Source organism: Exiguobacterium acetylicum DSM 20416, from assembly GCF_000702605.1.
Taxonomy (GTDB): Bacteria; Bacillota; Bacilli; order Exiguobacteriales; family Exiguobacteriaceae; genus Exiguobacterium_A; species Exiguobacterium_A acetylicum.
In genome coordinates this window covers 1,361,348-1,385,446 of sequence record NZ_JNIR01000001.1, presented here as the reverse complement: position 1 = coordinate 1,385,446, position 24,099 = coordinate 1,361,348, and the positions used below count along the sequence as shown (strand labels likewise).

Sequence of the window (24,099 nt, the reverse complement as noted above, 5' to 3'; positions counted from 1 at the left end):
AAGAATTGGCAAAAGATGTATGTAGTCAAGCAGAATTAAGTAAAATTGAAAAAATGGAAAATAATTCCAATCATCGATCTTGTTCCACGTTTGTCCCAAAAATTACATATTTCAATGGAGCAAATCTTCATCGATTCAAATGAAGTAAAGCTATTTCAACATTATGATTTACAACTATCCGACTTTTCTAGGCAACATCGTTATGATGAAATGCTAGAATTTATGAAACGTTTACCACCTAATCTTCCTCCTTCCGTTCAATTATTGATTCATTATTTTGAATGGGTTGCTCGCGAAGGTAAAAAAGATATCGATTACCGGACATGTATCTCCCAATTGCTTCGCTTATCGGAAGAAAATCAAATGGAAATAGAGTATCCTGTTCTTTATTTACGTATTCGAATGTCGGTCGCGAACTATTATTACTTGAACGGTCAATATCCATATGCGCGAAAAATATATGAAGGGTTATTATCGTATGATTATTCGACACATGCACTTAAAAAATTACAGTGTAAAATCATATATAATCATGCGCAACAGTTGTATTTTCAAAATGACTTTAAAACAGGACTACAGGTTGCTGAACAAGGGATTTGTTTATCCATCGAACGAAAAGATACAGCGATGTTAGGACATTTCTTTTATCAAAGAGGATGTTTCTATGAAGAATTGAATTATCGAAAGTGTGATATCCGTGATGCGTTTACTCATGCCTATTTTCTTTTTACTGCCTTTGGCAATGAGAATCATGCCGCGTTAGTCTTGAAAGGTAAAAAACAATTTCTCCACTTTCAAATGTGATGATGGAAGTGAAAGAAAGGAAGATATAATGGATCACTTACCCGTCTCGATTGGTTATGAAATCAAGAGAATTCGAAAAGAAAAAAAGATTACACAATCAGAATTGTGTGAAGGTATTTGTAGCCAAGCTGAAATTAGTAAAATCGAAAATGGTAAAAACTCACCCACCATCGATTTGCTACAACAAGTCGCAAAACGATTAAAGGTACCATTGTCGATGTTGTTTCAAGATCATTTACGAAGTGATGTTTTTCAATCGTATGACAAGCAATTAGGAGAACTATTGCGCACTATTCAATACGTCGATTCTTTAAAGATGATCGAACATATTCTTTCAACAGTAGATTTTGAGGAAGTTCGTGACTTAGCAGCATATTATCAAGTCATCGTTCAAGAAAAAAGTGGCCAACTTCACTACCAAAAAGCCATTCAATCGCTCGAACGATTACTCAATAAAGAACACCTTTGGTTTGAATCAGCTACTCTGTATTTAAGAATTCAGATGGCGATAGCAAATTTGTATGTTGAACATGGTGACTTCGATTTAGCGGAGGCTATCTTTCAAACATTGATTCAATCGCATTACCCATCCATCGAATTGAAAAAAGTTCGAATCAAGATTTTATATAATTATGGACAACAACTATTAATGCAAAAAAAATACCTTGCCGGTCTAAAAATCACCGAACAAGGTATTCAAGAGAGTCTTCAAATAGAAGATGGTCATTTTTTAGGTCACTTTTATTATCAGCGAGGATATTTCACTCAACAACTGAATGGCGATCTTTCAGCTATCCAACGCGATTTTACGATGGCCTATTCCGTCTTTCGAGCATTTAATATGCCACTTCATGAAAAAATACTTCTGGAAGAACATGCAGAGTACGTTCTCTTCCCCACTTAAAACTCACGACCGAATTGTCGGCACTCTTGAAGCGCTTGATTGATTAATTCAGAGGCACGTTCCGGGTATTGCTGATGTCCTTCGAGAATGACAGTCGATACATCTTCAATGCCAAAGAATGCTAATAAATCTAGCATGTAGCGAACAGCATGCTCACTCGATGCTTTCTCTTTCGTCGAATAATCACCACCACGTGAATGAATCAACAGCACTTGTTTGTCTTCAACAAGCCCAATCGAACCTTCTGCCGTATAACGAAACGTTTGACCAGCTTGGGCAAGGTAATCCATATAATTGTGCAGTGGTGCCGGAACCGTCAAGTTCCACATCGGAAATGAGAAGACGACCTTGTCGGCGTCTAAAAACCCGTTTAAATACTCTTGAAGTCGCTGAGCATGAGTCGCGTCATCTCCAGTTAATTCTTCGCCTTTAAAGAGACGACCTGCTGCGCTCGCAAGTTTCAAATCGAAAAAGGGAAGACGTTCTTCAAATAAATTCAAAACCGTAACTGCATCATCCGGATGTGATTCGCGATACGCGTTCAAAAAGGCATCGTTCAATTCAGAGCTAATGCCTTTTTTTGATGTGTGCTATCGTTCGCTTCAATGAATAGTAAGTGTGACATAAACATTACTCCTTTCTATACTTATCTATTCCCATTCCGCTCAAAATCATGACTTCCCATTATTTTATTATTTTTAGAAAATTCAGGTTTTATTTTGGTTCTGATAAGGAAAATAAACGACAGGAACTAGAAAGAGGGGATGGCGGTGAATACACAGCGACGTTCTTCCAATAGTCTGCAATATCATCGAGAAATTCGGGCAAATTATCAGTTGTTCGGGATGATCATTTTTGTGTTGACGAGTTGTGGTGCCGTTTTATACATCGTGGCGAATACATTTAGTCGCTCCGGTTTAGATGGTGACGATTGGGTGCGAGCGACCGTCATTGCAAGTGCTGGAATCGCGCAGTATTTCATCGGTAAAAGCTCGTTGTCAGATCGTTTAAAACCCCATATGATGTCGAGTATTTTTTTATTGATTCCTTATATTTATTATCCATTCATTGATCGAGGTGTTCAGTCCGTTTGGGCATGCGCATTACTGTTTATTTTAGCGTCTCTCGTCGTTATTAACCGAACGATGTTGTTATACGCGACGAGCATCACGACGCTCTCTCTCCTCTATATTTGGTATCGGACTCCCTCACTAGAGGGTGTTACGCTGTTTGCATCCGATCATATTGCGCGAATTGGACTTATCTTGATTGCGACGATCATAAGTTTATTGATCCATAATCAATACGTCACTCGTCTTGAGCGTAATATTGACTACTTAGCCCGTTTACAAGAACAAGCATTTACGGATTCTGTGACAGGTTTGTCAAACCGTTCTTCTTTTGTCATAGAAGTGGACAAGAAGAAGCGAGAAGGCGACATGATTTGTCTGGTTGATCTGGATGATTTTAAAACCGTCAATGATGCTTTTGGTTACCGGACAGGTGACCGCACTTTGCATATCATTGGTCGTCGGTTGATGAATCGCTTTCCGGATTGTACGATTGCGAAAGCGAGTGGAAGTGCTTTTTTACTACATGCACCAAACCATTACGATGCGCGAACTCTTTGTGACGATATATTATCGAGTGTATCAGAGCGCGTCCAAATTGATTTTAAACAGATTAACGTCACTGCAAGTATCGGTGTTTCCTATGTGAATGACGAAACGACGGACCATGTCATTAATGATGCGGAGATTGCCTTGTTCACTGCTAAATCTAATCGGAAAAATACGTATGCGATTACAGATTTAGCGACACAAAATGAACGAAAGCGGGCGCTTCAGTTAACACGCGACTTGTACGATGCAGAACTGGATCGCGACTTTTTTATTTTATTTCAACCTCAGGTCAATGCGCGAACTCGTCAAATTACAGGAGTCGAAGCATTAATTCGATGGAATCATCCGGAATATGGTCTTGTTCCACCAAACGAGTTCATTCCACTCGCGGAGCGGACACGTTTCATTGAGACATTAGGAGTTTGGGTCATGCGTCAAGCTTGTTTCCAAGGAAAAGCATGGTTGGAAGAAGGCAAGGAGCCGTTAACAATTTCTGTGAATGTCTCGCCGTGGGAATTACGCCAATCTGATTTTACGGATCGCGTATTGGCGATCTTAAAACAGTCTGGCTTTCCTCCGTCATTACTCGAAATCGAAATGACAGAACACATCTTCATTGAAGGAACAGAGCAAATCATCGAGACATTAAACGCACTCCATTTGTATGGGATCCGGATTGCGCTCGATGACTTCGGAACGGGCTTTTCATCGATGCAATCCTTAGTGGAGTTACCGTTCGATCAATTGAAGATTCCAAAAGAAATCGTTCAAGAAGCCATTCATTCTGAGAAGAAACGAGCGATGATCGAAACGATCATTCAGTTAGGGAAGCGATTAGATATGACAATCGTAGCTGAAGGGATTGAATTAGAAGAAGAGGCGGCATTGCTCGAGAGATTAGGGTGTCATACATTGCAAGGATATCTCTTCCATCGCCCGTTACAACCAAGACAATTAGAACACTTTTTAACGATGTATCGAGAAGGCTGACGATATGATATATCAAAAAAGAAAGTAAACAGGCGGTGGACTATGTCCATCGCCTGTTCGTATAACTGTTTATTAATGAATCACAGATACCGCGCAAAACGTCGTTCGAGAATCTCTTGAATGACTGCGATACAAGAACAGATACCCCAGTAAATGAACGCAACAACAAAATAGACGGTCATATAATCGAATTCGCGCCCACCAACAATTTTTGCTTTTTGAAAAATCTCAGGAACTGTAATCATGGCAGCAAGCGATGAAGCTTTAACCAGATCAAGCAAGACGTTTGAAAGCGGTGGGATAGCAATTCGAATCGCTTGTGGCAAAATGATGCCAACAAATGTCCGGTATCTGGATAAACCGAGTGACGCCGCCGCCTCTTCCTGACCACGATCAATCGATAGCAAGGAAGAACGAATGATCTCCGCCATGTACGCAGCACTGTTCAAACTAAAACCGGTAATTGCTGCGGTTAACGCGTTCAGTTGAATATTGATGACCGGCAGCCCAAAATACAACATGAACAGCAATACGAGAATCGGGACACCTCGCATGAACGAGATGTAGGCGCTAGCTCCGATACGTAAAAGTCGAAGGCGAGACAGACGACAAAGGGCAAGGATTAACCCGATTCCGAGACCGATGGCCATGCTAAGCAAGGAAATCCATAACGTCTGCCCTAGTCCACTCAAAATATAAGGAAACGATTCGACCGCCAATTCCGGATTGAAGACGGACCGCCAATCAATCGAAGACATCGTTACTTCACATCGACGATCGTCGTTTTGACGTCAGGCATTTGGGAGACATCTTTTCCGGCATAGAATTGCTTGGAAATTTCCTTTAACGTGCCGTCTTCCTTCATCTTATCGAGTTGTTCGTTAATATTGGATTGAAGTTCCTTGTTATCTAAATCCATGATTAAACCAACCTGACTTGGATTATAAGCGATATCAGGATGAATCGTAATATCAAAGTCCTTGAAGAAATCGACAGCGAGTGTTTGCAAGTAATAATCATTCAAGATGACGTCTGTGCGACCATTTGAGACATCTCGAAGATATTGATCGTTCGTCGCGTTATCGTAAGTGACTTCTTTTGCACCGTATTTTTTAGCAATCTGCATATACGTCGTTGTTGCTTCTCCGGCAGCTTTTTTTCCTTTTAGATCTTCGAGAGATTTGATGCCTGACAAATCACTTTTACGGACGATTGCCGTACCATACGTATATTTATATGGTTTTGAGAACGCAAATTTTTCTTTACGATCATCGGTGATCGTAATGTCGTTAGCGGCAAGATCGACTTGACCTGTATTGACGCTTGTCAACATACCGTCGAATGACATCTCTTTGAATTTCACTTTCAAATCAAGGCGTTTTGCTACTTCTTTAACGACTTCGACGTCAAATCCAGTCAACTTATTGTTCTTCTCTTCATGATAAGATGTCGGATAAAGTGTACCAGCTGTAGCGACGACGATCGTTCCTTCTTTTTGAATCTTGTCATATGCGGTTGCTTTTTCCTCTTGCTGACCACATGCGCTTAATAAGATCGAGCTTCCTGCGATCAAGAGACCCGTAAATTGCATTGTTTTTTTCATCGTATTATTCCTCTCTTTATTTCCATGATCAAATAACTCTATTCATAGTTAAAAATACCACGGAATCATATGTTCGGGCAAAGTAATACGCGCACAAAGTGTAGAAATCAGCCAAAAAAAATATTGAATGAATATCCAAGTTTATGTAAGCGTTATCAATGTTGATATATGGTAATTATGGCTTCAGAGGTTGCGCGAAATGGTGATTATGCATAGTAGCGAATAAACATAAAAGGGTGTAAAGTATAATTTAACTGAATATACAGAAAATTAAGAAGGCAAGGAGAGTGCTACTATGACATTTCATCAATACCCTGAACAGCAGGGATTATACGACCCTCGTATGGAACATGATGCGTGCGGGATCGGGGTTTACGCACATCAAACAGGACGAGCGAGTCATGAAATCGTTGAACATGCATTGGCCATGCTTTGTCAAATGGAACACCGTGGTGGACAAGGAAGCGATGCGAAGACGGGAGACGGAGCGGGTATTTTAACGCAATTACCAGATCGGTTGTTTCGTGAAACAGTTCGTCACATTTCCTTCCCTAAAAAAGGGGATTATGGCGTTTTCATGATGTTCTTACCACGTGAGGAACGGGAACGGATGCGACTCGAGCGAACGTTAGAGTCAATCATTTTGACGGAAGGACAAGACGTATTGGGATGGCGAACCGTACCTGTTCAGTCCGAAGTGCTTGGATCGGGTGCACGCAGCACGGAGCCAGTCATTCGTCAATGCTTCATTGGTGCACAGGCGATGGAAGGATTGACATTCGAACGAACGCTCTTTTTGATTCGACGAGCGTTTGAGCGTGAATCAGAACAACTCGGTCTTGAACAATACGTCCTCAGTAGCTCAAGTGAAACAATCGTTTACAAAGGACTTGTGACGACGGATCAATTGCGCGCGTATTTCGATGACTTACGAGACGAGCGCTATCAATCAGGATTTGGTATCGTGCATTCGCGTTTTAGTACGAATACGTTCCCAAGCTGGAAACGTGCCCATCCGAACCGTTATTTGATTCACAATGGCGAAATCAATACATTACAAGGGAACATCCGGGCAATGCGCGGTCGCGAAAGTCGACTGGCTGAGACGACATACGGCAATCGGGCAGAAGAAGTGTTACCGATTCTAGATGAGACGGGTAGCGACTCATCTATGCTTGATAATGCGTTTGAGTTTCTTCATCTGTCAGGTCTATCGCTTGCTGAGACAGCACTGATGCTCGTACCGGAACCATTCGAACATGCCGAAATCAGACCGGCGAAGCGCGCGTATTATGAGTACCACAGCAGCATGATGGAACCATGGGATGGTCCGTCTGCCATCGTCTTTACGAACGGGAAACAGATTGGTGCGACGCTTGACCGAAATGGTCTACGCCCGGCGCGATATGTTCTATTACGCGATGGTCACTTCATGTTGTCGTCAGAAGCAGGAGTACTCCCTCTTCGTGAACAAGACATTCTGTACAAAAAACGATTAGCACCGGGTGAACTGCTTTTACTCGATTTTGCGTCCGGTCAGTTGATTGCAGATGAAGAAATCAAGCGGGAGCTAGCGACACGGCACCCCTACGCGGAGTGGCTCGCTCAAGAAGTCGTGTCCCTCTCAAGTAACGACTTTAAGGAAACGCTCGTCGATCTTGGTACGAAACAACGACACTTCGGGTATACCCGTGAAGATATCGATCAATACCTGATACCGCTCGTCGAAGAACAAAAGGATCCGTTAGGCGCGATGGGGACGGATATACCGCTAGCGGTCTTAAGTGAACGCCCTCAATCCTTGTTCCGTTATTTCAAACAGCTGTTCGCTCAAGTCACGAATCCACCGATCGACGCGTTACGCGAAGAGATCGTCACCTCGACGCTAACATGGTTAGGTCGACAAGGGGAGCTGCTGACGCCGAACCGTGCGAACTGTCGTCGTGTTCGCTTAGAGACGCCGATTCTAAGACCAGACGAAGCCCATGCGCTCAAACATTGTGGGCTCAAGCAAAAAACGATTTCGGCGACGTTCACCGATTCACTTGAAGAAGCGCTCGGCATGATCGTTGATGAGGCTGTAACCGCTGCACGAAACGGATATGAATTATTGACGTTATCGGATCGCCTCGTACGCCCCGGCACATTGCCGATGCCAATCCTCTTAGTGACGAGTGCGATTCATCATGCTCTGATCCGTAAGGGATTACGTACAAATCTCAGCTTAATCGTTGAAGGTGGAGAAATTCGTGAAGTCCACCATGTCGCGACGTTGATCGGATACGGAGCGGATGCGATTTATCCGTACCTGGCGTATGCGACGCTTGAAGAAGCGGTAGGGGATCGTTTTATGGATGTAGACAAACGTTACCAAAAAGCAGTTACGGAAGGCGTCGTCAAAGTCATGTCGAAGATGGGCATTTCGACGGTCTTCAGCTACCGGGGGGCGCAAATCTTTGAAGCAGTCGGAATCGACCGCGCCGTCATCGAGCAGCATTTCACTGGTACGGTCTCTCAATTGAGCGGGATGACGCTTGAACTGATGGAAGAAGAAGTCCGACGAGCACAACTGATTGCTGGCGATCGAATTCATCTGGAGTCCGGCAGTGTCTTCCGGTATCGTCAAGCAGGAGAACATCATGCCTTTAACCCAGCAACGATTCATTTGTTGCAACACGCATGCCGGACGAATGATTACCGACTCTATCAAAAGTATGCACAACGCATTCAGGAGGAACCGGCAACGGTGCTACGACATCTGTTGACATTCAAGGAGACGACGGCAATCCCAATCGAAGAAGTCGAGCCTGTCAGCGAAATCGTCAAGTACTTTAAGACGGGTGCGATGTCATACGGCTCTTTATCAAAAGAAGCGCACGAGACGCTTGCGATCGCGATGAACCGCTTAGGTGGCAAAAGTAATAGTGGTGAAGGCGGTGAAGAGGAGGAACGATACGAGCGCGATGAAAATGGTGACTTCCGGATGAGTCGGATCAAACAGATCGCTTCTGGTCGTTTTGGGGTGACGAGTCATTACCTCGTTCACGCGGACGAATTACAAATCAAGGTGGCACAAGGTGCGAAACCTGGTGAAGGCGGTCAATTACCTGGTGAAAAGGTCTATCCGTGGATCGCGCGAGTGCGTGCATCGACACCGGGTGTTGGATTGATTTCCCCACCTCCACATCACGATATCTATTCGATTGAAGATTTGGCACAGTTGATTCATGACTTAAAACGTGCGAACGATCAAGCTCGGATTAGCGTCAAACTTGTCGCAAAAGGTGGCGTTGGAACGATTGCGGCTGGAGTTGCGAAGGGGCTTGCAGATGTCATCGTCATCAGTGGACATGACGGAGGTACAGGCGCCTCGCCGAAGACGAGTATTCAACATGCCGGACTACCATGGGAACTTGGTCTAGCTGAGACCCATCAAACCTTGACATTAAACGGGTTACGCGAGCGTGTCGTTCTTGAAACCGATGGAAAGCTATTGACCGGTCGCGACGTCATCCTCGCTGCGATGTTAGGAGCGAATGAGTATGGTTTTGCGACAGCACCGCTCATTGCCGTCGGATGTATCATGATGCGTGCGTGTCATCTCGATACGTGTCCTGTTGGTGTTGCGACACAGGATCCAGAGCTCCGTAAGAAATTCATAGGATCTGCCGATGACGTCGTCCATTTCATGACGTTCATCGCTGAGGAAGTACGAGAACATTTAGCGAAACTCGGTGTAAGACGACTGCAAGATCTTGTAGGTCGGACGGATTTACTCGAACCATCGGAGCGACAACGGACGCATTGGAAAGCGAAGAGTCTTGATTTTTCGCGTCTCCTCGTCCATGTGACACACGGTCCGGCTGAACAACAACAGCATCATGTCGAGCGTTCCTTTGACGCTCGTGAAATCTCGCCGTATTTAGAGGCGGCAGATTTCAGTCAGCCTCAGACGCTACGGTTAACGATTCAAAATACAGACCGGGCGATCGGAACGCAGACAGGTGCTATGCTGACCAGACGGTTTGGGGCACTGGGTCTCCCGACGGATCGATTGAAACTCGAACTAAATGGATCTGCCGGACAAAGTTTAGGCGCTTATTTACCACGTGGCATAACGCTTGATGTCACGGGAGAAGCGAATGATTACGTTGGGAAAGGATTGTCCGGAGGTATCATCGCCGTTCATCCGCCACGTTCGATTTCGTTCGTTTCGTCCGATCAAGCGATCATCGGTAACGTTGCGCTTTACGGAGCGACGAGTGGAGAACTCTATGTTAACGGTCAAGCAGGTGAGCGATTTGCCGTTCGAAATAGTGGAGCCGTCGCCGTCGTTGAAGGAATCGGCAACCATGGACTCGAGTATATGACCGGTGGATCCGTCGTCGTCCTTGGAGATGTCGGGAAAAACTTTGCTGCTGGTATGTCAGGTGGTGTCGCCTATGTCTTGCCGCGTAATCCTGAACAATTTTTACAGCGCGTCAACCGCGAACTCGTTTCGACGGGACCTGTCACGCATGTCGAAGAGATTGCGCGACTCAAGACGTTCATCGAACGTCACGTCGCACGGACGGGAAGTGAACAGGGCGATGCGATTCTGGCGAACTGGGATCATGTCATTCATTCGTTCATCCGCGTCATTCCTTCGACGTATGAGAAAGTGACGACGTTGATGGCTGATTTCGCAAAACAAGGACACAACACCGAAGAAGCGATGTTGCTCGCATTCGAGACACATCTAGGGCGCAGAACAGGAGGGGTACGATGAAACGACGCGATCAATTCATGACAGTTGCTCGTTCGGGTGGGACGGAACGACATCCAAGCGAACGGGTGGGTGATTATAAAGAATATAAGACGGCTTTGACGGAAGCAGAAGCGAGTCAACAAGCAAGTCGATGTATGGATTGTGGCACCCCGTTTTGCCATGTAGGGGAAGTATTTGATCAAGTGAAGATTGGTTGTCCAGTCTATAACTTGATTCCAGAATGGAACTTGCTCGTAGAAGAAGGACGTTTTCAAGAGGCACTGGATCGCCTTCTTGAGACGAACAATTTCCCGGAATTCACGGGTCGCGTCTGCCCAGCGCCATGTGAAGGATCGTGTACGTTGTCGATTCATGAACCCGCGGTCGCGATCAAAGATATCGAACGGACGATCATCGACATCGGCTTTGAAAAAGGATGGGTCGTGCCCCGAATTCCAGCAAGACGATCGACACGCTCGATTGCCATCGTTGGATCTGGTCCTGCCGGTCTTGCGGCTGCCGATCAGCTGAATCAAGCCGGTCACCAAGTGACGGTCTTTGAGCGGGAAGATCGGATTGGCGGTCTATTGACGTACGGTATACCAGCGATGAAACTCGATAAAGAGGTCGTACAGCGCCGTGTTGATTTGCTTGAAGCGGAAGGGATCCACTTCCGGACGAATGTCACGATCGGCGCAGACGTCACACTAGAGACACTTGAAGCAGAATACGACGCGGTGATCCTGTGTGTCGGCGCGACGGAACCGCGCAAATTGACGGATGCACCAACTCGTGGTGTCGGTTATGCGATGGATTATCTGACCGGAGTGACGCGTCACGTGCTCTCGCAAGAACCGTTGTCTCCTGAACATGACGCGAAAGATAAAGATATTCTCGTCATCGGTGGAGGCGATACAGGAGCGGACTGTGTAGCGACGGCGCTTCGTCAACGTTGCCGCTCCGTCGTCCAATTCGGTAAACATGAACAACCAGGTACGACACGCGCAACAGGAAACATGTGGCCGGATACACCGTTGCTTTACTCTATTGATTACGGCTATGCGGAAGCATTGCAACAGTTCGGTCGGGATCCCCGTGAATATTTGATCGCCATCAAGCGGTTTACGACAAGTGAATTGGGGCAAGTCACCGGTGTCTGGACGATTCAGACAACGAAAACAAAAAATGAATCGGGAGCAGTGATCTTCGAGGAAATTGAAGGGAGCGATCGTTACTTCCCGGTCGATCAAGTCTGGATCGCCATCGGATTCAGTGGCGTCGAAGAGAATGTACTCGAACATTTAGCGGTCGCCTCGGAACGAGGAAAAATCAAGACGACGCGTTACGCGACGAACCGACCAGGCGTATTTGCCGCAGGTGACGCAAGACGGGGTCAATCACTGATCGTCTGGGCGATTCGCGAGGGTCGTGAAGTGGCGGAAGCTGTTGGACAATATTTAAAAGCAATGCAACAAACCGGCTAAATCACATGGTCTGGATTTTCTGGCATCATCAGAAATCCAGGCTTTTTTGTGTTTGGCAAAGAAATCTGCCAGTTCGAAAATAACTATTGATTTTGTTTCAAGGTGAAACACCGAAAATATTTCTGCTATTCTTATAAAATGAAGAGGAGGTATGACGGATGAATCCAGAAATCATCTATTTCGTATGCGAGAGTGGAATGGCGAGTAGTATTATGGGGGCTATAATTTTAAGAAGGCGCTTACTTGAATGCGATATTACAACGGACGTCAAGACATGTCGGATCGCAGAACTACCTGATCAGGCATCTTTTATCGTCGGAGAAGCACAACTCGTCCATCGACATGTATGGAAAGCACATTGTTCTGTTCATCCCGTCGATCGGATTCTTGATCCGACTGCATATGACGTCGTCCTCGAATCTTGGCAGAAAAGAGTGAGGCTGCATGACTGAATTTACACCACGGGAACATGATATCTTATTTTTCCTCTTATCACGCGAAGAACCTGTTCAAATACAAGAGATCGCGGAAACGCTCGAGACATCGGAACGAACGATTCAACGTGAACGCGATCGTCTTGCCCAATCTTTAGAAGATCATGACTTGCGTTTGACATATGTCCGCGGCAGAGGCCTCTTAATTGAAGGAACAGACGAAGCCAAACATGTATTACGGGACCAACTCTTGTTGTCACATAAACAATTACCGAACGCTGAAGATCGCCAAGTCGAGTTAGCGTATCGGCTACTGCAAGAAAACGGGATGGTCAAATTACAGGCAATCGCCCATGCGATGTATGTGGCACCGAGCACGGTCAGCCAGGATTTAGAGCGAATCGATGAGTGGTTTCTGCAATATGACCTTGAAATCAAACGCAAAAAAGGCATTGGTGCCGAAATAATCGGTGAAGAGATCAACAAACGACGCTTATTGATCTCATTGATCTTTACGCAATGGGATGTTCTCGCTTTCTATCGATTGTTACAAGGAGACGCCGATCAGTTACCCCATCTGTTACGCATGAACCGAACATCCTGGCTTGAGATGATCAATCAAGCGTACGCGGTCATTGCGCCATTGACGAAAGAAGGGCGTCTCAATGATCGACAAATCATGCGCGCGACACTCAGCTTAGCTTTACAAGCGTTGCGCAAAGATCCGTTTCCAATGCGATATGAGTTAAAAGCGTATCCGGTCGAAATCCTCAAATGGGTGGAACGCGTCGAAGAGCGATTACCTGAAACATTGTCGATTTCCGAACGTCAATGGTTATCAGAAGAGTTGCGCGCGTTCTTTCAATCGGACGCAGGAGATACGGAGGAACTCGTCACACGCCTTCGTGTAAAACGATTGATTGAACATGTCTCCTTATTATACGGAACGAACTTTACGAAGGACCTTGCGCTAGAACGCGGACTCGTCTCGCATATTCAATCGTATACGCGTCAAAATAGCGTCAATCCGTCCTATGTCATCAAACAAATTGAACGAGAATATCCACGTTTGTTTGATGCGGTCAAACAAGCAGCGCTATCGATCTTCACCGATGCGACATTTGAAGACGTGGATTTAGCATTTTGGGTCATGCATTTCGGGGCCGTTCTCAGCAAACCGACACCGAAACTACCTTATCGCGTATTAGTCGTCTGCTCTGCTGGACTTGGTTCCTCAAAGTTACTGATGAATCGGTTGCGTCAAGAATTCGCTGAACTCGAGCATATCGATAACTCGTCGCTGTTTGGTATCGAACGATTACCGATCGACTCGTACGACTTCGTTTTGTCGACTGTACCGTTACCTGACATCCGCCCACCACATCTTCTTGTCAACCCGTTGCTTCCTCAGGATGAGGTCGAACGGATCCGGAAATTAATTCTCGCCTTGCCTAAATCCTTTCAGCCGGCACCGCGAAAGACGAAAACGGAATGGCTTGATCTTGAGCAATTGCATCGGCTCGTTGCGTCGTCCATTCAAGTATCGGACGGATTCCGAATGGGACGGTTAGAGCGAGTAGGCGATGGGATTGAATCGCTATTGTTTGAGATCAGTACGCGCATGGTCGACCAAGGATTAGCGAAATCAGCAGTATCACTCTCGACACAATTGTTGCGTCGTCATGAGATGTCAGGTCTCGGTATTCCGGGAACACGGCTTGCGCTGTTTCACGGACGCGATGCGACGATCCAACGAGGGGGATTCCTCATCTTTGAATTGCCTGAACCGATCGACTTACTCGGAATGGATCAACAGTCACAATCCGTCGAACGGCTCCTCGTCTTGGTCGCACCGGAAGAGACCTCGAATGAACTGCTTGAATTACTCAGTTCGATCAGTGCCGCAATCATCGAGAGCCCTGAACAAATGGATCAATTCGAGTTCGGGGAGGAACAGACGATTCGTCTGCTTATAAATCGGACGTTTCGAACGGTCATTGATCAATTCCTTGGTCACACTTGAAAAATCCCTGTCACTCCATTCCTGAAGTGACAGGGATTTTTTCACGTCAGGCAGGCTTCTTTCCGGTCTGTCCAACTTCTTGGACAAAGACTGAACTAGGAAAGATTGAGTAAGCGCTTGCAGTGCTCTTACAATAAGGGCATAGCAACGCAATCATCATATCAACTCATACACGAAATGGAGGCTAACGCAATGGCGACAGCTCAAAATGGAGCACGGGGCATCCGTGTTCAAGTTCAACGGTTCGGAAGCTTTTTAAGCGGTATGGTCATGCCGAACATCGGTGCATTCATCGCATGGGGGATCATCACGGCACTGTTCATCCCGACTGGGTGGGCACCGAACAAGGAACTCGGTGAACTCGTCGGTCCGACGATCACCTATCTCTTACCATTGCTGATCGGATACACAGGCGGAAAGTTAATGCATGACGTCAGAGGGGGCGTCGTCGGGACGCTCGCGACGATGGGGGTCATCGTCGGAACAGAGATTCCGATGTTCCTTGGTGCCATGATCATGGGACCACTTGGCGGATACGTCATCAAAAAGTTTGATCATCTCATCGAAGGAAAAGTCAAACCAGGTCTCGAGATGCTCGTCAATAACTTCTCGGTCGGAATCATCGGTGGCTTGTTGATGCTCGGTGGATTCAAAGTATTCGGACCACTCATGACAGGTCTCGACGACATCATGGCGGCAGCAGTTGGTGCAATCGTCAGTGCACATTTGCTACCACTAGCCAGTTTGTTCATTGAACCAGCAAAAATCTTGTTCTTAAACAATGCAATCAACCACGGTATCTTAAGTCCGCTTGGTCTCGACCAAGTGAATGAAGCAGGGAAATCGGTACTGTTCTTACTCGAAGCCAACCCGGGTCCGGGTCTCGGATTGTTACTCGCTTACTCGTTCTTCGGTTCTGGTGCAGCGAAGAAAACAGCACCGGGCGCTGCGTTCATTCAATTCATTGGTGGGATTCACGAAATCTACTTCCCGTATGTCTTGATGAAGCCGGTCTTGTTGCTTGCGATGATCGCAGGTGGTATGAGTGGAATCCTCACATTCGTCTTATTTGATGTTGGTTTAGTCGCACCTGCTTCACCAGGTAGTATCATCGCTGTCCTTGCGATGGCATCCCGCGGCTCTTACATCGGATTGATCGCCGGTGTCCTTGTGTCAGCGTCCGTGACATTCGTTGTATCGACTGTCCTGCTGAAGACAAGCAAAGCAAAAGAGACATCACTCGAAGAAGCAAGCGCGAACGTCAGTGCGATGAAAGGAAAACAATCGATTGCTTCGACACTCGTTTCAGCTGATGCCAAACCACTTGCGGAAGTCGAACATATCATTTTCGCTTGTGACGCTGGTATGGGATCGAGTGCGATGGGAGCATCCGTCCTTCGCAATAAAATCAATAAGGCGGGGTTACCGATCAAGGTAACGAATACGTCGATCAGCCAACTGCCGCAAAACGCTGAACTGATCATTACGCATCGTGATTTGACGGAGCGGGCGATGGAACAGGTACCAACGGCAGAACATCGGTCAGTCGATAACTTCCTGAATGCCGGTTATTATGACCAACTCGTCCATGAGATCGAAACAGCACGGAATAAAATTTCTTAAAGATAAAGATAGAGACACTCAAGGAGGAATAAACATGACAACGACAATGAACCTTTCACCGGAACTCGTATTACTTGACCAACAATTCGCAGACGAGACGGCAGCCATTACGGCTGCCGGTCAACTCCTCGTCGATCACGGATATGTCGAAGCCGGTTACATCGACTCAATGCAGGAGCGTCATGCTTTATCGACGGTCTATATTGGCAACCATGTCGCGATTCCCCACGGAACAGAGTCAGCTAAATCGCAGGTCAAGAAGACAGGACTTTCGATTCTACAAGTACCGCAAGGCGTAGCGTTCGGAACGGAACAAGCACGACTCGTCATCGGCATCGCTGGTGTCGGTGACGAACACCTCGAGTTGCTATCGAATATCGCGGTCATTTGCTCTGATGAGGAGAACGTCGAGCGTATTGTGAAAGCGACATCCAAAGAAGAAATCATCGCCTTATTGACAGCGGAGGTGTAAGCATGAAAGCCATTCATTTTGGTGCCGGTAACATCGGACGTGGGTTCATCGGCTTACAACTCGTTAAGACGGGTTACGAAGTCTGTTTCGTAGATGTCAATACGACGGTCGTCGATGCATTAAAAGCACGACATACCTATGAAGTCGGTTATGCCTCTGAACAGGGAGGGCGTGAGCGCGTCGACGGCGTGACGGCGCTCAACAGTATATCTGAAGCAGAACAAGTCATCGACGTGATTCGGGAAGCGGATGTCATTACGACGGCCGTCGGACCTACCTTGTTGTCGAAAGTCGCTCCATTGATTGCGGAAGGGTTACGTCAACGTGATCAACAGGCACCTGTCTACGTCATTGCATGTGAAAACATGATTGGTGGGTCAAAACACTTGCAAGCAGAGGTGGCGAAACATCAGCCGTTAGAGGAGAACTGGTATTTCCCAAATGCGGCGGTTGACCGGATCGTGCCGCTTCAACATCATGAAGACCCGTTATACGTCGAAGTGGAAGAATTCTTCGAATGGGTGATCGAGACGACTGGATTACCGGAAGCCTATCCACGGATCGAAGGCGTCACCTATGTCGAGAACATTGAACCGTTCATCGAGCGGAAACTGTTCACCGTCAACACAGGACATGCGATCGCATCGTACCTCGGAGCATTGTTCCAAAAAGAGACGATCGCTGAAAGTTTAACAGATCCACGCATCCGTCGTGGTGTCCAGACAGCACTTTACGAAACAGGGTGGTTGTTACTTGAAAAGTACGGCTTTAACCCAGTCGACCATAGTGCGTATATCCAAAAGAATATGAAACGATTTGAAAACCCGCGGATTCATGATGAAATCATTCGGGTTGCTCGTTCACCGATTCGTAAACTGAGTCCAAGCGACCGACTCGTTAAACCAGCGAAAGAATTGATGGAACGCGGCATCGAAGCAGATGGATTAGCACGCGGCATCGCAGCAGCCCTAACCTATTTCGACCCGGATGATTCAGAATCTTCAGAATTAAATGCGTATATTATAAAACATGGAATCGAAGATGCGCTGAACGCATATCTACAACTGTCAGCAACGGATCCACTTGGATCTCGAATCATCGAACATTATGAAGCAATGCAACAACAAGTCAATTCGATTGCTTAAGAAAGAATACTCTTGTGTGTCAAACACCTTTCACATCTTGTGGAAGGTGTTTTTTTTTGACTTTAATGCGAAATGGTATCATAGAAAAGATCTGTTTTTAAGAATCTTCTATCACAATTTGATTACAATTTGTATATTAAATTTGGAATATTCGAAAACGAATATTTAGTGATTAAAATACATTGTACGCTATATGAACGGAACATCTCTATTCCGATTTTTCAGGTAAGAGAAGGTGATCATATGTTGAATTATAAAGTAAACGTATATAGATTAAACGGAGCACGACCAAAAGCAACAAAAGGAACCGGACCGAAGCATTTGATTTATTCGAGTCAATTTTCTTCACGCACACCAGTCCATTTATTGCATCAACTTATCTTGAATCGATTGTTGGTTGAACAAGAAAAAAACCTTGATTTAACATACACGATCGAAGTAAATGCGGTACTCGATCAATTCGTGATCGACGTCCGTGTCTTTTCAACAGATACGGTCAGTGTCCAAGTCGAGCGTGACTTGATTGAAATCATTGAACGTGAAGAAGTCCGTCATATCCCGGCGCTTGAAATTGGAAAACCAGATTTCGCAGAATTCGCTCACATCGTTCTAAAGGTCAAAGATGGTGGACCACGTCTTTCACAAGAGGATACGCAACGGATTTTCAATGAATCTGGTGTTCGAGGACGAATCATCCTCCATAAGGAGCGAATCGATAGTCATGAACCCTCCCATTCGATTCAGTTGTTGATTGGTGGGGCGGAGAAGTGTTTGTATAGTCTCTCGCAATATCAGCTTGATCCACTTTTCCGGAAGCACGGTTTAACGATTCAATCCTTGAATCTGTTACCGTTTGATTTATTCATGATTCGCGACAAAATCGCCATGTTGTCTTCGGCAGATGCTTCGCAACTGTGGATTGACGATATCACGACATCCAAAAACGGACGGTCGCATCAGATTTGCTTTAATGATGGAAATGAATGTATGACGGTCATCTGCGATCTTCACGGATCGATTCGTTCTTACAAATGTTCCTGATGGTTTAACTCTTCTCCGAATAGGCTACATTCTTAACAGAGGTACTAACGAAGGGGAGTCGAACAATCATGTTATCTAAACAACAGACGGAAGAATTCAAGCAACGGTTATTAAAGGAAAAAGAGAAGACGACATCAAACATCGAACAACGCGATACCGATTACGATGAAGGTGAATTGTCGAGTTACGATAATCATCCTGCCGATTCCGGCGATGAACTGTTCTTGCGGGAACGCGATCAAGCGATCACGGATATGCAAGAAGACATGCTGTCGGATGTGGATCGTGCTCTTAAAGCGATTGAAGACGGAACGTACGGGATTTGTGAAGTATGCGGAAAAGAGATTGAGATTGAACGTCTTGATATCATTCCGGAGACGTTATTATGTATCGAGCATGCTAAAGAAGAAGCTGCACAAAATGAGAACGATCCGAATTCACGACCAAGCGAAGAAGATGTACTTGATCCATCGGTCACAGCCCGCGGAAAAGACATCGACGGTGATACGGACGGTTTCTCGAAAGTGAGTGACTTTGGTAGTTCCGATACACCGTCTGACCAAGAAGACGGGATTGACCCGACACGGTCTTGATCGTAAAACATCTCCTGAAAACGGAGATGTTTTTTTCGAAAAAAATCACAGATATTTACCGGAATTTTTTGACTTTTCATATAATTTTGGTACGATGGTATCGAGAGGGCTGTTTTAGCCTATATTAAAATGTAAGCGCATACAAGCATCCGTCTCACTGCTTGACCATTTTAGTTGAGGGAGGAAGTAACGCATGATTTATGACATTCCGAACAAGCAAGGGTCAAAAGTACAGTACAAGGAACGGTATGAAAATTACATCAATGGAAAGTGGACGGCACCTGTCGGGGGAGAATATTTTGATAATGTAACACCTGTCACCGGTAAAGTATTGTGCCAAGTCGCTCGTTCCGGTAAGGAAGACATCGAACTGGCTCTTGACGCAGCGCATGCCGCAAAAGAAGCATGGGGGAAGACCTCTGTAACGGAACGTTCAAACATTTTAAATAAAATCGCGAATCGGATGGAAGAAAACCTTGAGATGCTCGCTTATGCAGAGACACTTGAGAACGGGAAAGCGGTCCGTGAGACACTCAACGCGGATTTACCGCTTGCAATTGATCACTTCCGCTATTTCGCCGGCGTCATCCGTGCCCAAGAAGGTTCGGTCGGTGAACTTGACCAAGATACGGTCGCGTATCACTTCCATGAGCCACTTGGCGTCGTCGGTCAAATCATTCCGTGGAACTTCCCGCTTTTAATGGCTGTCTGGAAATTAGCACCAGCTCTCGCGGCAGGAAACTGTGTGGTCTTAAAACCAGCAGAACAAACACCAGCGAGCATCATGGTACTCGTTGAACTCATCGAAGACTTACTTCCACCAGGTGTTCTTAACATCGTCAATGGATTTGGTCTTGAGGCAGGGAAACCACTCGCTTCAAGCAAACGAATCGCCAAAATCGCCTTTACGGGTGAGACGACGACAGGACGTTTGATCATGCAGTACGCATCACAGAACCTGATTCCGGTCACACTCGAGCTTGGTGGGAAATCACCGAACATCTTCTTCGAAGATATCATGCAGGCAGATGATGCCTTCTTCGATAAAGCAATCGAAGGATTACTGATGTTTGCATTGAACCAAGGAGAAGTCTGTACGTGTCCGTCGCGTGCCTTGATTCAAGAATCAATTTACGAGCCGTTCATGGAACGTGTTCTTGAGCGCGTCAAAGCCATCAAGATCGGAAATCCTCTTGATTCGGACGTCATGATGGGGGCTCAAGCTTCGAACGAACAGATGGAGAAAATCCTTTCATATCTTGAAATCGGGAAATCTGAAGGCGCAGAGTGTCTCGTCGGTGGAGAGCGTAACATGCTCGAAGGGGATCTCGCAGAAGGATATTACATCCAACCAACGATCTTTAAAGGGCATAACAAGATGCGAATCTTCCAAGAAGAAATTTTCGGACCGGTCTTGTCGGTCACGACCTTCAAGACGGAAGAAGAAGCGCTCGAAATTGCGAATGATACGTTGTACGGTCTTGGTGCCGGTGTTTGGACGCGCGATATGAACCGTGCGTACCGGTTTGGTCGTGCGATCGAAGCAGGACGCGTCTGGACGAACTGTTATCACCAATATCCAGCTCACGCGGCATTTGGTGGTTACAAAATGTCGGGTATCGGACGCGAAAACCATAAGATGATGCTTAACCATTACCAACGGACGAAAAACCTACTCGTTAGCTATAACCCGAATAAACTCGGTTTCTTCTAAGTCGGAAAGGACGTGGATGCAAATGGTGGAACGTGTTCAGGCGACAGCAGCTTGTTTAGAGTTAATCGACCAGTTGAGAGAAAAGCACGGTCCGTTGATGTTTCATCAATCTGGTGGTTGTTGCGATGGCAGTTCCCCGATGTGTTTTGCGCAGGGTGATCTATTTCTAGGGGATCAGGATAAAAAACTAGGAGAGATCGGTGGTTGTCCGTTTTATATTCATGAAGATCAATATGAGTACTGGAAACATACGCAACTCATCATTGATGTCGTGAATGGTCGAGGCGGAATGTTCTCTCTTGAGGGTATCGAAGGGAAACGTTTTTTGACACGCTCCCGTGCGTTCACGCAAGAGGAATATGCTGAACTATCAGCATCAAGTTAAAAAAGATTCAAACACGATTTCGTCGAGGTGACTTGTTCATTCAGGTCGCTTGTGCGGAATCGTGTTTTTTGTTCGTATCACGACGTTCTAACAGGATAAAAGTTGGTAATGCGGCATAAGAACGGTATAATGAACTCATATTTTGACGAGAAGATAGTTTCACACTATGGCATTATAGGGGGTCACCATGAAATATCCATTTTTAGGTTGGACAGGTCAAACGATCGGAGTGACGGCGCCCTCCTCCGGATTACGTGAACAGCAACAGGAATGGGTCGAACGAGCAGTTGAACAAGTACAAGCACGGCAAATGAACGTCCGTTTGGGCGAAACGATTTGGTCGCATCAACTTGCTGCGAGTGCGCCGGTTAAACAACGCGCCGAAGAATTGAATCAGATGATGACGGATGAGACGATTGATGCCGTTATCCCGCCATTTGGTGGGGAACGCGCCATTGATCTTTTACCCGAGTTGGCGCTAGCTACGTACCGACCGAAATGGTTGCTTGGCTATTCCGATATCAGTACGTTATTGCTCAGTCTGACGCTTCAGACGGGGATGGCGACAGCACATGGTCCGAATTTCGTTGAGCTTCGAAGTGAAGAATGGGACGAGACGACAAGTGCCTGGCGACGGGTGCTCGCAACGCCAACTGGAGGAACCGTCACACAGTGGGCTTCCGATCGTTATCAATCCGAGTGGACAGACCAAGAACGTCCAGCAGGTTCGTTATTTCAACTGACGGAAGCGACCGAATGGAAAGCACTTGATGAGCGAAAAGAAGTGACCGGACGGATACTTGGTGGGTGTCTTGAGACGATTCGCCATCTGATTGGGACACCGTACGGAGATGTACAGCGTTTCCAGCGTGAAGAAATCAACGGAGAACCGATACTCTGGTACTTCGAGGTGTCTGAAGCGAGTTCAGCAGAGGTGCACCGGACACTTCGACAAATGGCGTATGCAGGATGGTTTGACCATGCGGCTGGCTTTTTATTCGGTCGTACGTCTGCAAGGATCACAGAAGATCTGACATGGCTAGACGTGTATCAGTATCTAGCAGATGAAACGGGCTTACCAGTCTTATATGATCTTGACATCGGTCATCAGCCGCCACAGTTGACGTTAATCAATGGAGCGACGGGTACGGTTCGTATTCAAGGAAAAGATTCACGAATCGATCTGACGTTCAACTAAAAAGGAGAGCACGCAATGGCACGTCGTAAGTTTCAAGCATTAGGCGTTTATAAACGCGTCCATATCAATCCGGAGACACGTCGAATGACGTTACCGGAACCATTTTACGATGCACTTCGTCTAGAAGATGAATTGCTGATTGCACAAGTCGGAGATGTTCTCGTCATGCGACGTCCGGGCGAGGTCGTCGAGACAGAAACGGATTTATTGAGCGAACTCGTAGAAGATGGGTTCACGGGTACAGAGCTTGTCCAAGAGTTTGCCTACCGGCGTCAGCAACAAGAACAACGATTACGTCAACAAGTCTTGCAGGATGAAGAGGATGACCATGCTGCTCAACTGAAGATCGAGCTATAACTGAAAGAAGGAGTGGGGCAGATGCGTCGCAGAACAAAAATTGGAATCGGAGTCATCGGATCCGGATTAGTAGCAGCGAGTTATTATTTTTATGAGATGGCAATCGCCACGAATCCGAAGCCTTTCTTATCGAATAATCGGGATTTGAGTGATGAGATGGTCCGATTGATGCAACCTGGACAGACCTGGATCAAGGAGCAGCCGCTCGAGCGGATCGAGATTGAAGCGAAAGATGGTTTGACGTTACGCGGGCACTTCCTTCCGTCTCCTGTTCCATCAGATCGGATTGTCATTCTCGTGCACGGATACGGAGGCGTCGGAACGGATTTAGCCGGATTCGCCTATCTGTACCATCAGGCCGGTTTTCATGTCATGATGCCGGATAATCGAGGACACGGAATGAGTGACGGTCACTATATCGGATTCGGATGGCATGATCGGGAAGATTGTCTCAGTTGGTCGAACTATCTGATTGAACGGATTGGACAGGATGCGAAACTGTTCTTGCATGGGGTGTCGATGGGAGGGGCGACCGTATTGATGACGAGTGGCGAGCAACTCCCACCACAGATCAAAGGAATCATTTCTGATTGTGCCTATACGTCCGTCAATGCTGTACTTGCGTATCAGATGAAGCGGATGTATCGACTACCACATTTCCCGTTTTTAGGTATGACGAGCGTATTGACGAAGCTAAAGGCAGGTTATACGTTCCGTGAAGCATCAGCGCTGAAACAAGTCAAAAAAGCACAGGTACCAATTTTGTTCATCCATGGTGGGGCAGATACGTTTGTACCGACAGATATGGTATATGAGCTGTATGAAGCTTGTCCAACAGAAAAAGAGCTCGTCGTCATTCCGAATGCCGCTCACGCGATGGCCTATTTTGAGGATCCGGCATTGTATGATGATGTCGTCGAGAAGTTCGTTCGCAACATCTTGCGAAATGATTGACAACTC

The 24,099-nt window shown here is 46.2% G+C and carries 20 protein-coding genes; 17 read left to right on the top strand and 3 right to left on the bottom strand.

What is annotated here, in order from left to right; translation table 11 throughout:
* Positions 1-45 precede the first annotated feature (45 nt).
* Entirely contained in the window at positions 46-804 is a 759-nt protein-coding gene (locus tag P401_RS0107575) for a hypothetical protein (RefSeq protein WP_029341946.1), read from the top strand.
* Between the two features lie 28 nt (positions 805-832).
* Positions 833-1,708, top strand: a complete 876-nt coding sequence (locus P401_RS17650; protein WP_034786016.1) for a helix-turn-helix domain-containing protein — start codon at positions 833-835, stop codon at positions 1,706-1,708.
* Here the strand turns inward: P401_RS17650 and P401_RS17645 are convergent.
* Complete coding sequence (locus P401_RS17645; protein WP_051656281.1) at positions 1,705-2,268, bottom strand: FMN-dependent NADH-azoreductase; 564 nt, start codon at positions 2,266-2,268, stop codon at positions 1,705-1,707. The two genes, P401_RS17650 and P401_RS17645, sit on opposite strands and share 4 nt — an antisense overlap.
* A gap of 210 nt (positions 2,269-2,478) precedes the next feature.
* Between P401_RS17645 and P401_RS0107560 the strand changes: the two genes are divergently transcribed.
* Positions 2,479-4,320 carry a putative bifunctional diguanylate cyclase/phosphodiesterase gene (locus tag P401_RS0107560; protein ID WP_412767681.1) on the top strand — a complete coding sequence of 614 codons (1,842 nt, stop codon included), beginning with the start codon at positions 2,479-2,481 and terminating at the stop codon, positions 4,318-4,320.
* 80 nt (positions 4,321-4,400) lie between these two features.
* On the opposite strand, the gene P401_RS0107555 is transcribed toward P401_RS0107560, so the two are convergent.
* Together P401_RS0107555 and P401_RS0107550 are read right to left on the bottom strand one after the other, a co-directional pair.
* Entirely contained in the window at positions 4,401-5,078 is a 678-nt protein-coding gene (locus P401_RS0107555; protein ID WP_029341944.1) for an amino acid ABC transporter permease, read from the bottom strand.
* Between the two features lie 2 nt (positions 5,079-5,080).
* Positions 5,081-5,923 carry a transporter substrate-binding domain-containing protein gene (locus tag P401_RS0107550; RefSeq protein ID WP_029341943.1) on the bottom strand — a complete coding sequence of 281 codons (843 nt, stop codon included), beginning with the start codon at positions 5,921-5,923 and terminating at the stop codon, positions 5,081-5,083.
* Between the two features lie 295 nt (positions 5,924-6,218).
* Here P401_RS0107550 and gltB point away from each other — a divergent pair, with 295 nt between their 5' ends.
* The 14 genes from gltB to P401_RS0107480 all read left to right on the top strand — a co-directional run bounded on the left by gltB (position 6,219) and on the right by P401_RS0107480 (position 24,093).
* On the top strand, positions 6,219-10,691 hold the full coding sequence (gene gltB / locus P401_RS0107545) for a glutamate synthase large subunit (RefSeq protein ID WP_029341942.1): 4,473 nt from the start codon (positions 6,219-6,221) through the stop codon (positions 10,689-10,691).
* Positions 10,688-12,154 carry a glutamate synthase subunit beta gene (locus P401_RS0107540; RefSeq protein ID WP_029341941.1) on the top strand — a complete coding sequence of 489 codons (1,467 nt, stop codon included), beginning with the start codon at positions 10,688-10,690 and terminating at the stop codon, positions 12,152-12,154. Before gltB ends, P401_RS0107540 begins: the two co-directional genes overlap by 4 nt.
* Positions 12,155-12,312: 158 nt before the next feature.
* On the top strand, positions 12,313-12,606 hold the full coding sequence (locus P401_RS0107535) for a PTS sugar transporter subunit IIB (RefSeq protein WP_029341940.1): 294 nt from the start codon (positions 12,313-12,315) through the stop codon (positions 12,604-12,606).
* Positions 12,599-14,611: a BglG family transcription antiterminator gene (locus P401_RS0107530; RefSeq protein WP_029341939.1), complete on the top strand. Its 2,013-nt coding sequence runs from the start codon at positions 12,599-12,601 to the stop codon at positions 14,609-14,611. The genes P401_RS0107535 and P401_RS0107530 overlap by 8 nt, the downstream gene beginning before the upstream one ends.
* 192 nt (positions 14,612-14,803) lie before the next feature.
* Positions 14,804-16,234 carry a PTS mannitol transporter subunit IICB gene (locus P401_RS0107525; RefSeq protein WP_029341938.1) on the top strand — a complete coding sequence of 477 codons (1,431 nt, stop codon included), beginning with the start codon at positions 14,804-14,806 and terminating at the stop codon, positions 16,232-16,234.
* Between the two features lie 34 nt (positions 16,235-16,268).
* Complete coding sequence (locus P401_RS0107520) at positions 16,269-16,706, top strand: PTS sugar transporter subunit IIA (RefSeq protein ID WP_236627092.1); 438 nt, start codon at positions 16,269-16,271, stop codon at positions 16,704-16,706.
* A gap of 2 nt (positions 16,707-16,708) precedes the next feature.
* Positions 16,709-17,851 carry a mannitol-1-phosphate 5-dehydrogenase gene (locus P401_RS0107515; RefSeq protein ID WP_029341936.1) on the top strand — a complete coding sequence of 381 codons (1,143 nt, stop codon included), beginning with the start codon at positions 16,709-16,711 and terminating at the stop codon, positions 17,849-17,851.
* 243 nt (positions 17,852-18,094) lie between these two features.
* Positions 18,095-18,892 carry a hypothetical protein gene (locus P401_RS0107510; RefSeq protein ID WP_029341935.1) on the top strand — a complete coding sequence of 266 codons (798 nt, stop codon included), beginning with the start codon at positions 18,095-18,097 and terminating at the stop codon, positions 18,890-18,892.
* Between the two features lie 68 nt (positions 18,893-18,960).
* A complete protein-coding gene (locus P401_RS0107505; RefSeq protein ID WP_029341934.1) occupies positions 18,961-19,485 on the top strand; it encodes a TraR/DksA C4-type zinc finger protein in 525 nt (174 codons plus the stop codon).
* Between the two features lie 193 nt (positions 19,486-19,678).
* Positions 19,679-21,199: an aldehyde dehydrogenase gene (adh, locus tag P401_RS0107500; RefSeq protein ID WP_029341933.1), complete on the top strand. Its 1,521-nt coding sequence runs from the start codon at positions 19,679-19,681 to the stop codon at positions 21,197-21,199.
* Positions 21,200-21,221: 22 nt separating this feature from the next.
* Positions 21,222-21,584, top strand: a complete 363-nt coding sequence (locus P401_RS0107495; RefSeq protein ID WP_029341932.1) for a DUF779 domain-containing protein — start codon at positions 21,222-21,224, stop codon at positions 21,582-21,584.
* 187 nt (positions 21,585-21,771) lie between these two features.
* On the top strand, positions 21,772-22,782 hold the full coding sequence (locus P401_RS0107490) for a S66 family peptidase (protein WP_029341931.1): 1,011 nt from the start codon (positions 21,772-21,774) through the stop codon (positions 22,780-22,782).
* 15 nt (positions 22,783-22,797) lie between these two features.
* On the top strand, positions 22,798-23,139 hold the full coding sequence (locus tag P401_RS0107485) for a hypothetical protein (RefSeq protein WP_023468553.1): 342 nt from the start codon (positions 22,798-22,800) through the stop codon (positions 23,137-23,139).
* Positions 23,140-23,160: 21 nt separating this feature from the next.
* Positions 23,161-24,093, top strand: a complete 933-nt coding sequence (locus P401_RS0107480; protein ID WP_029341930.1) for an alpha/beta hydrolase — start codon at positions 23,161-23,163, stop codon at positions 24,091-24,093.
* Positions 24,094-24,099: the final 6 nt, after the last annotated feature.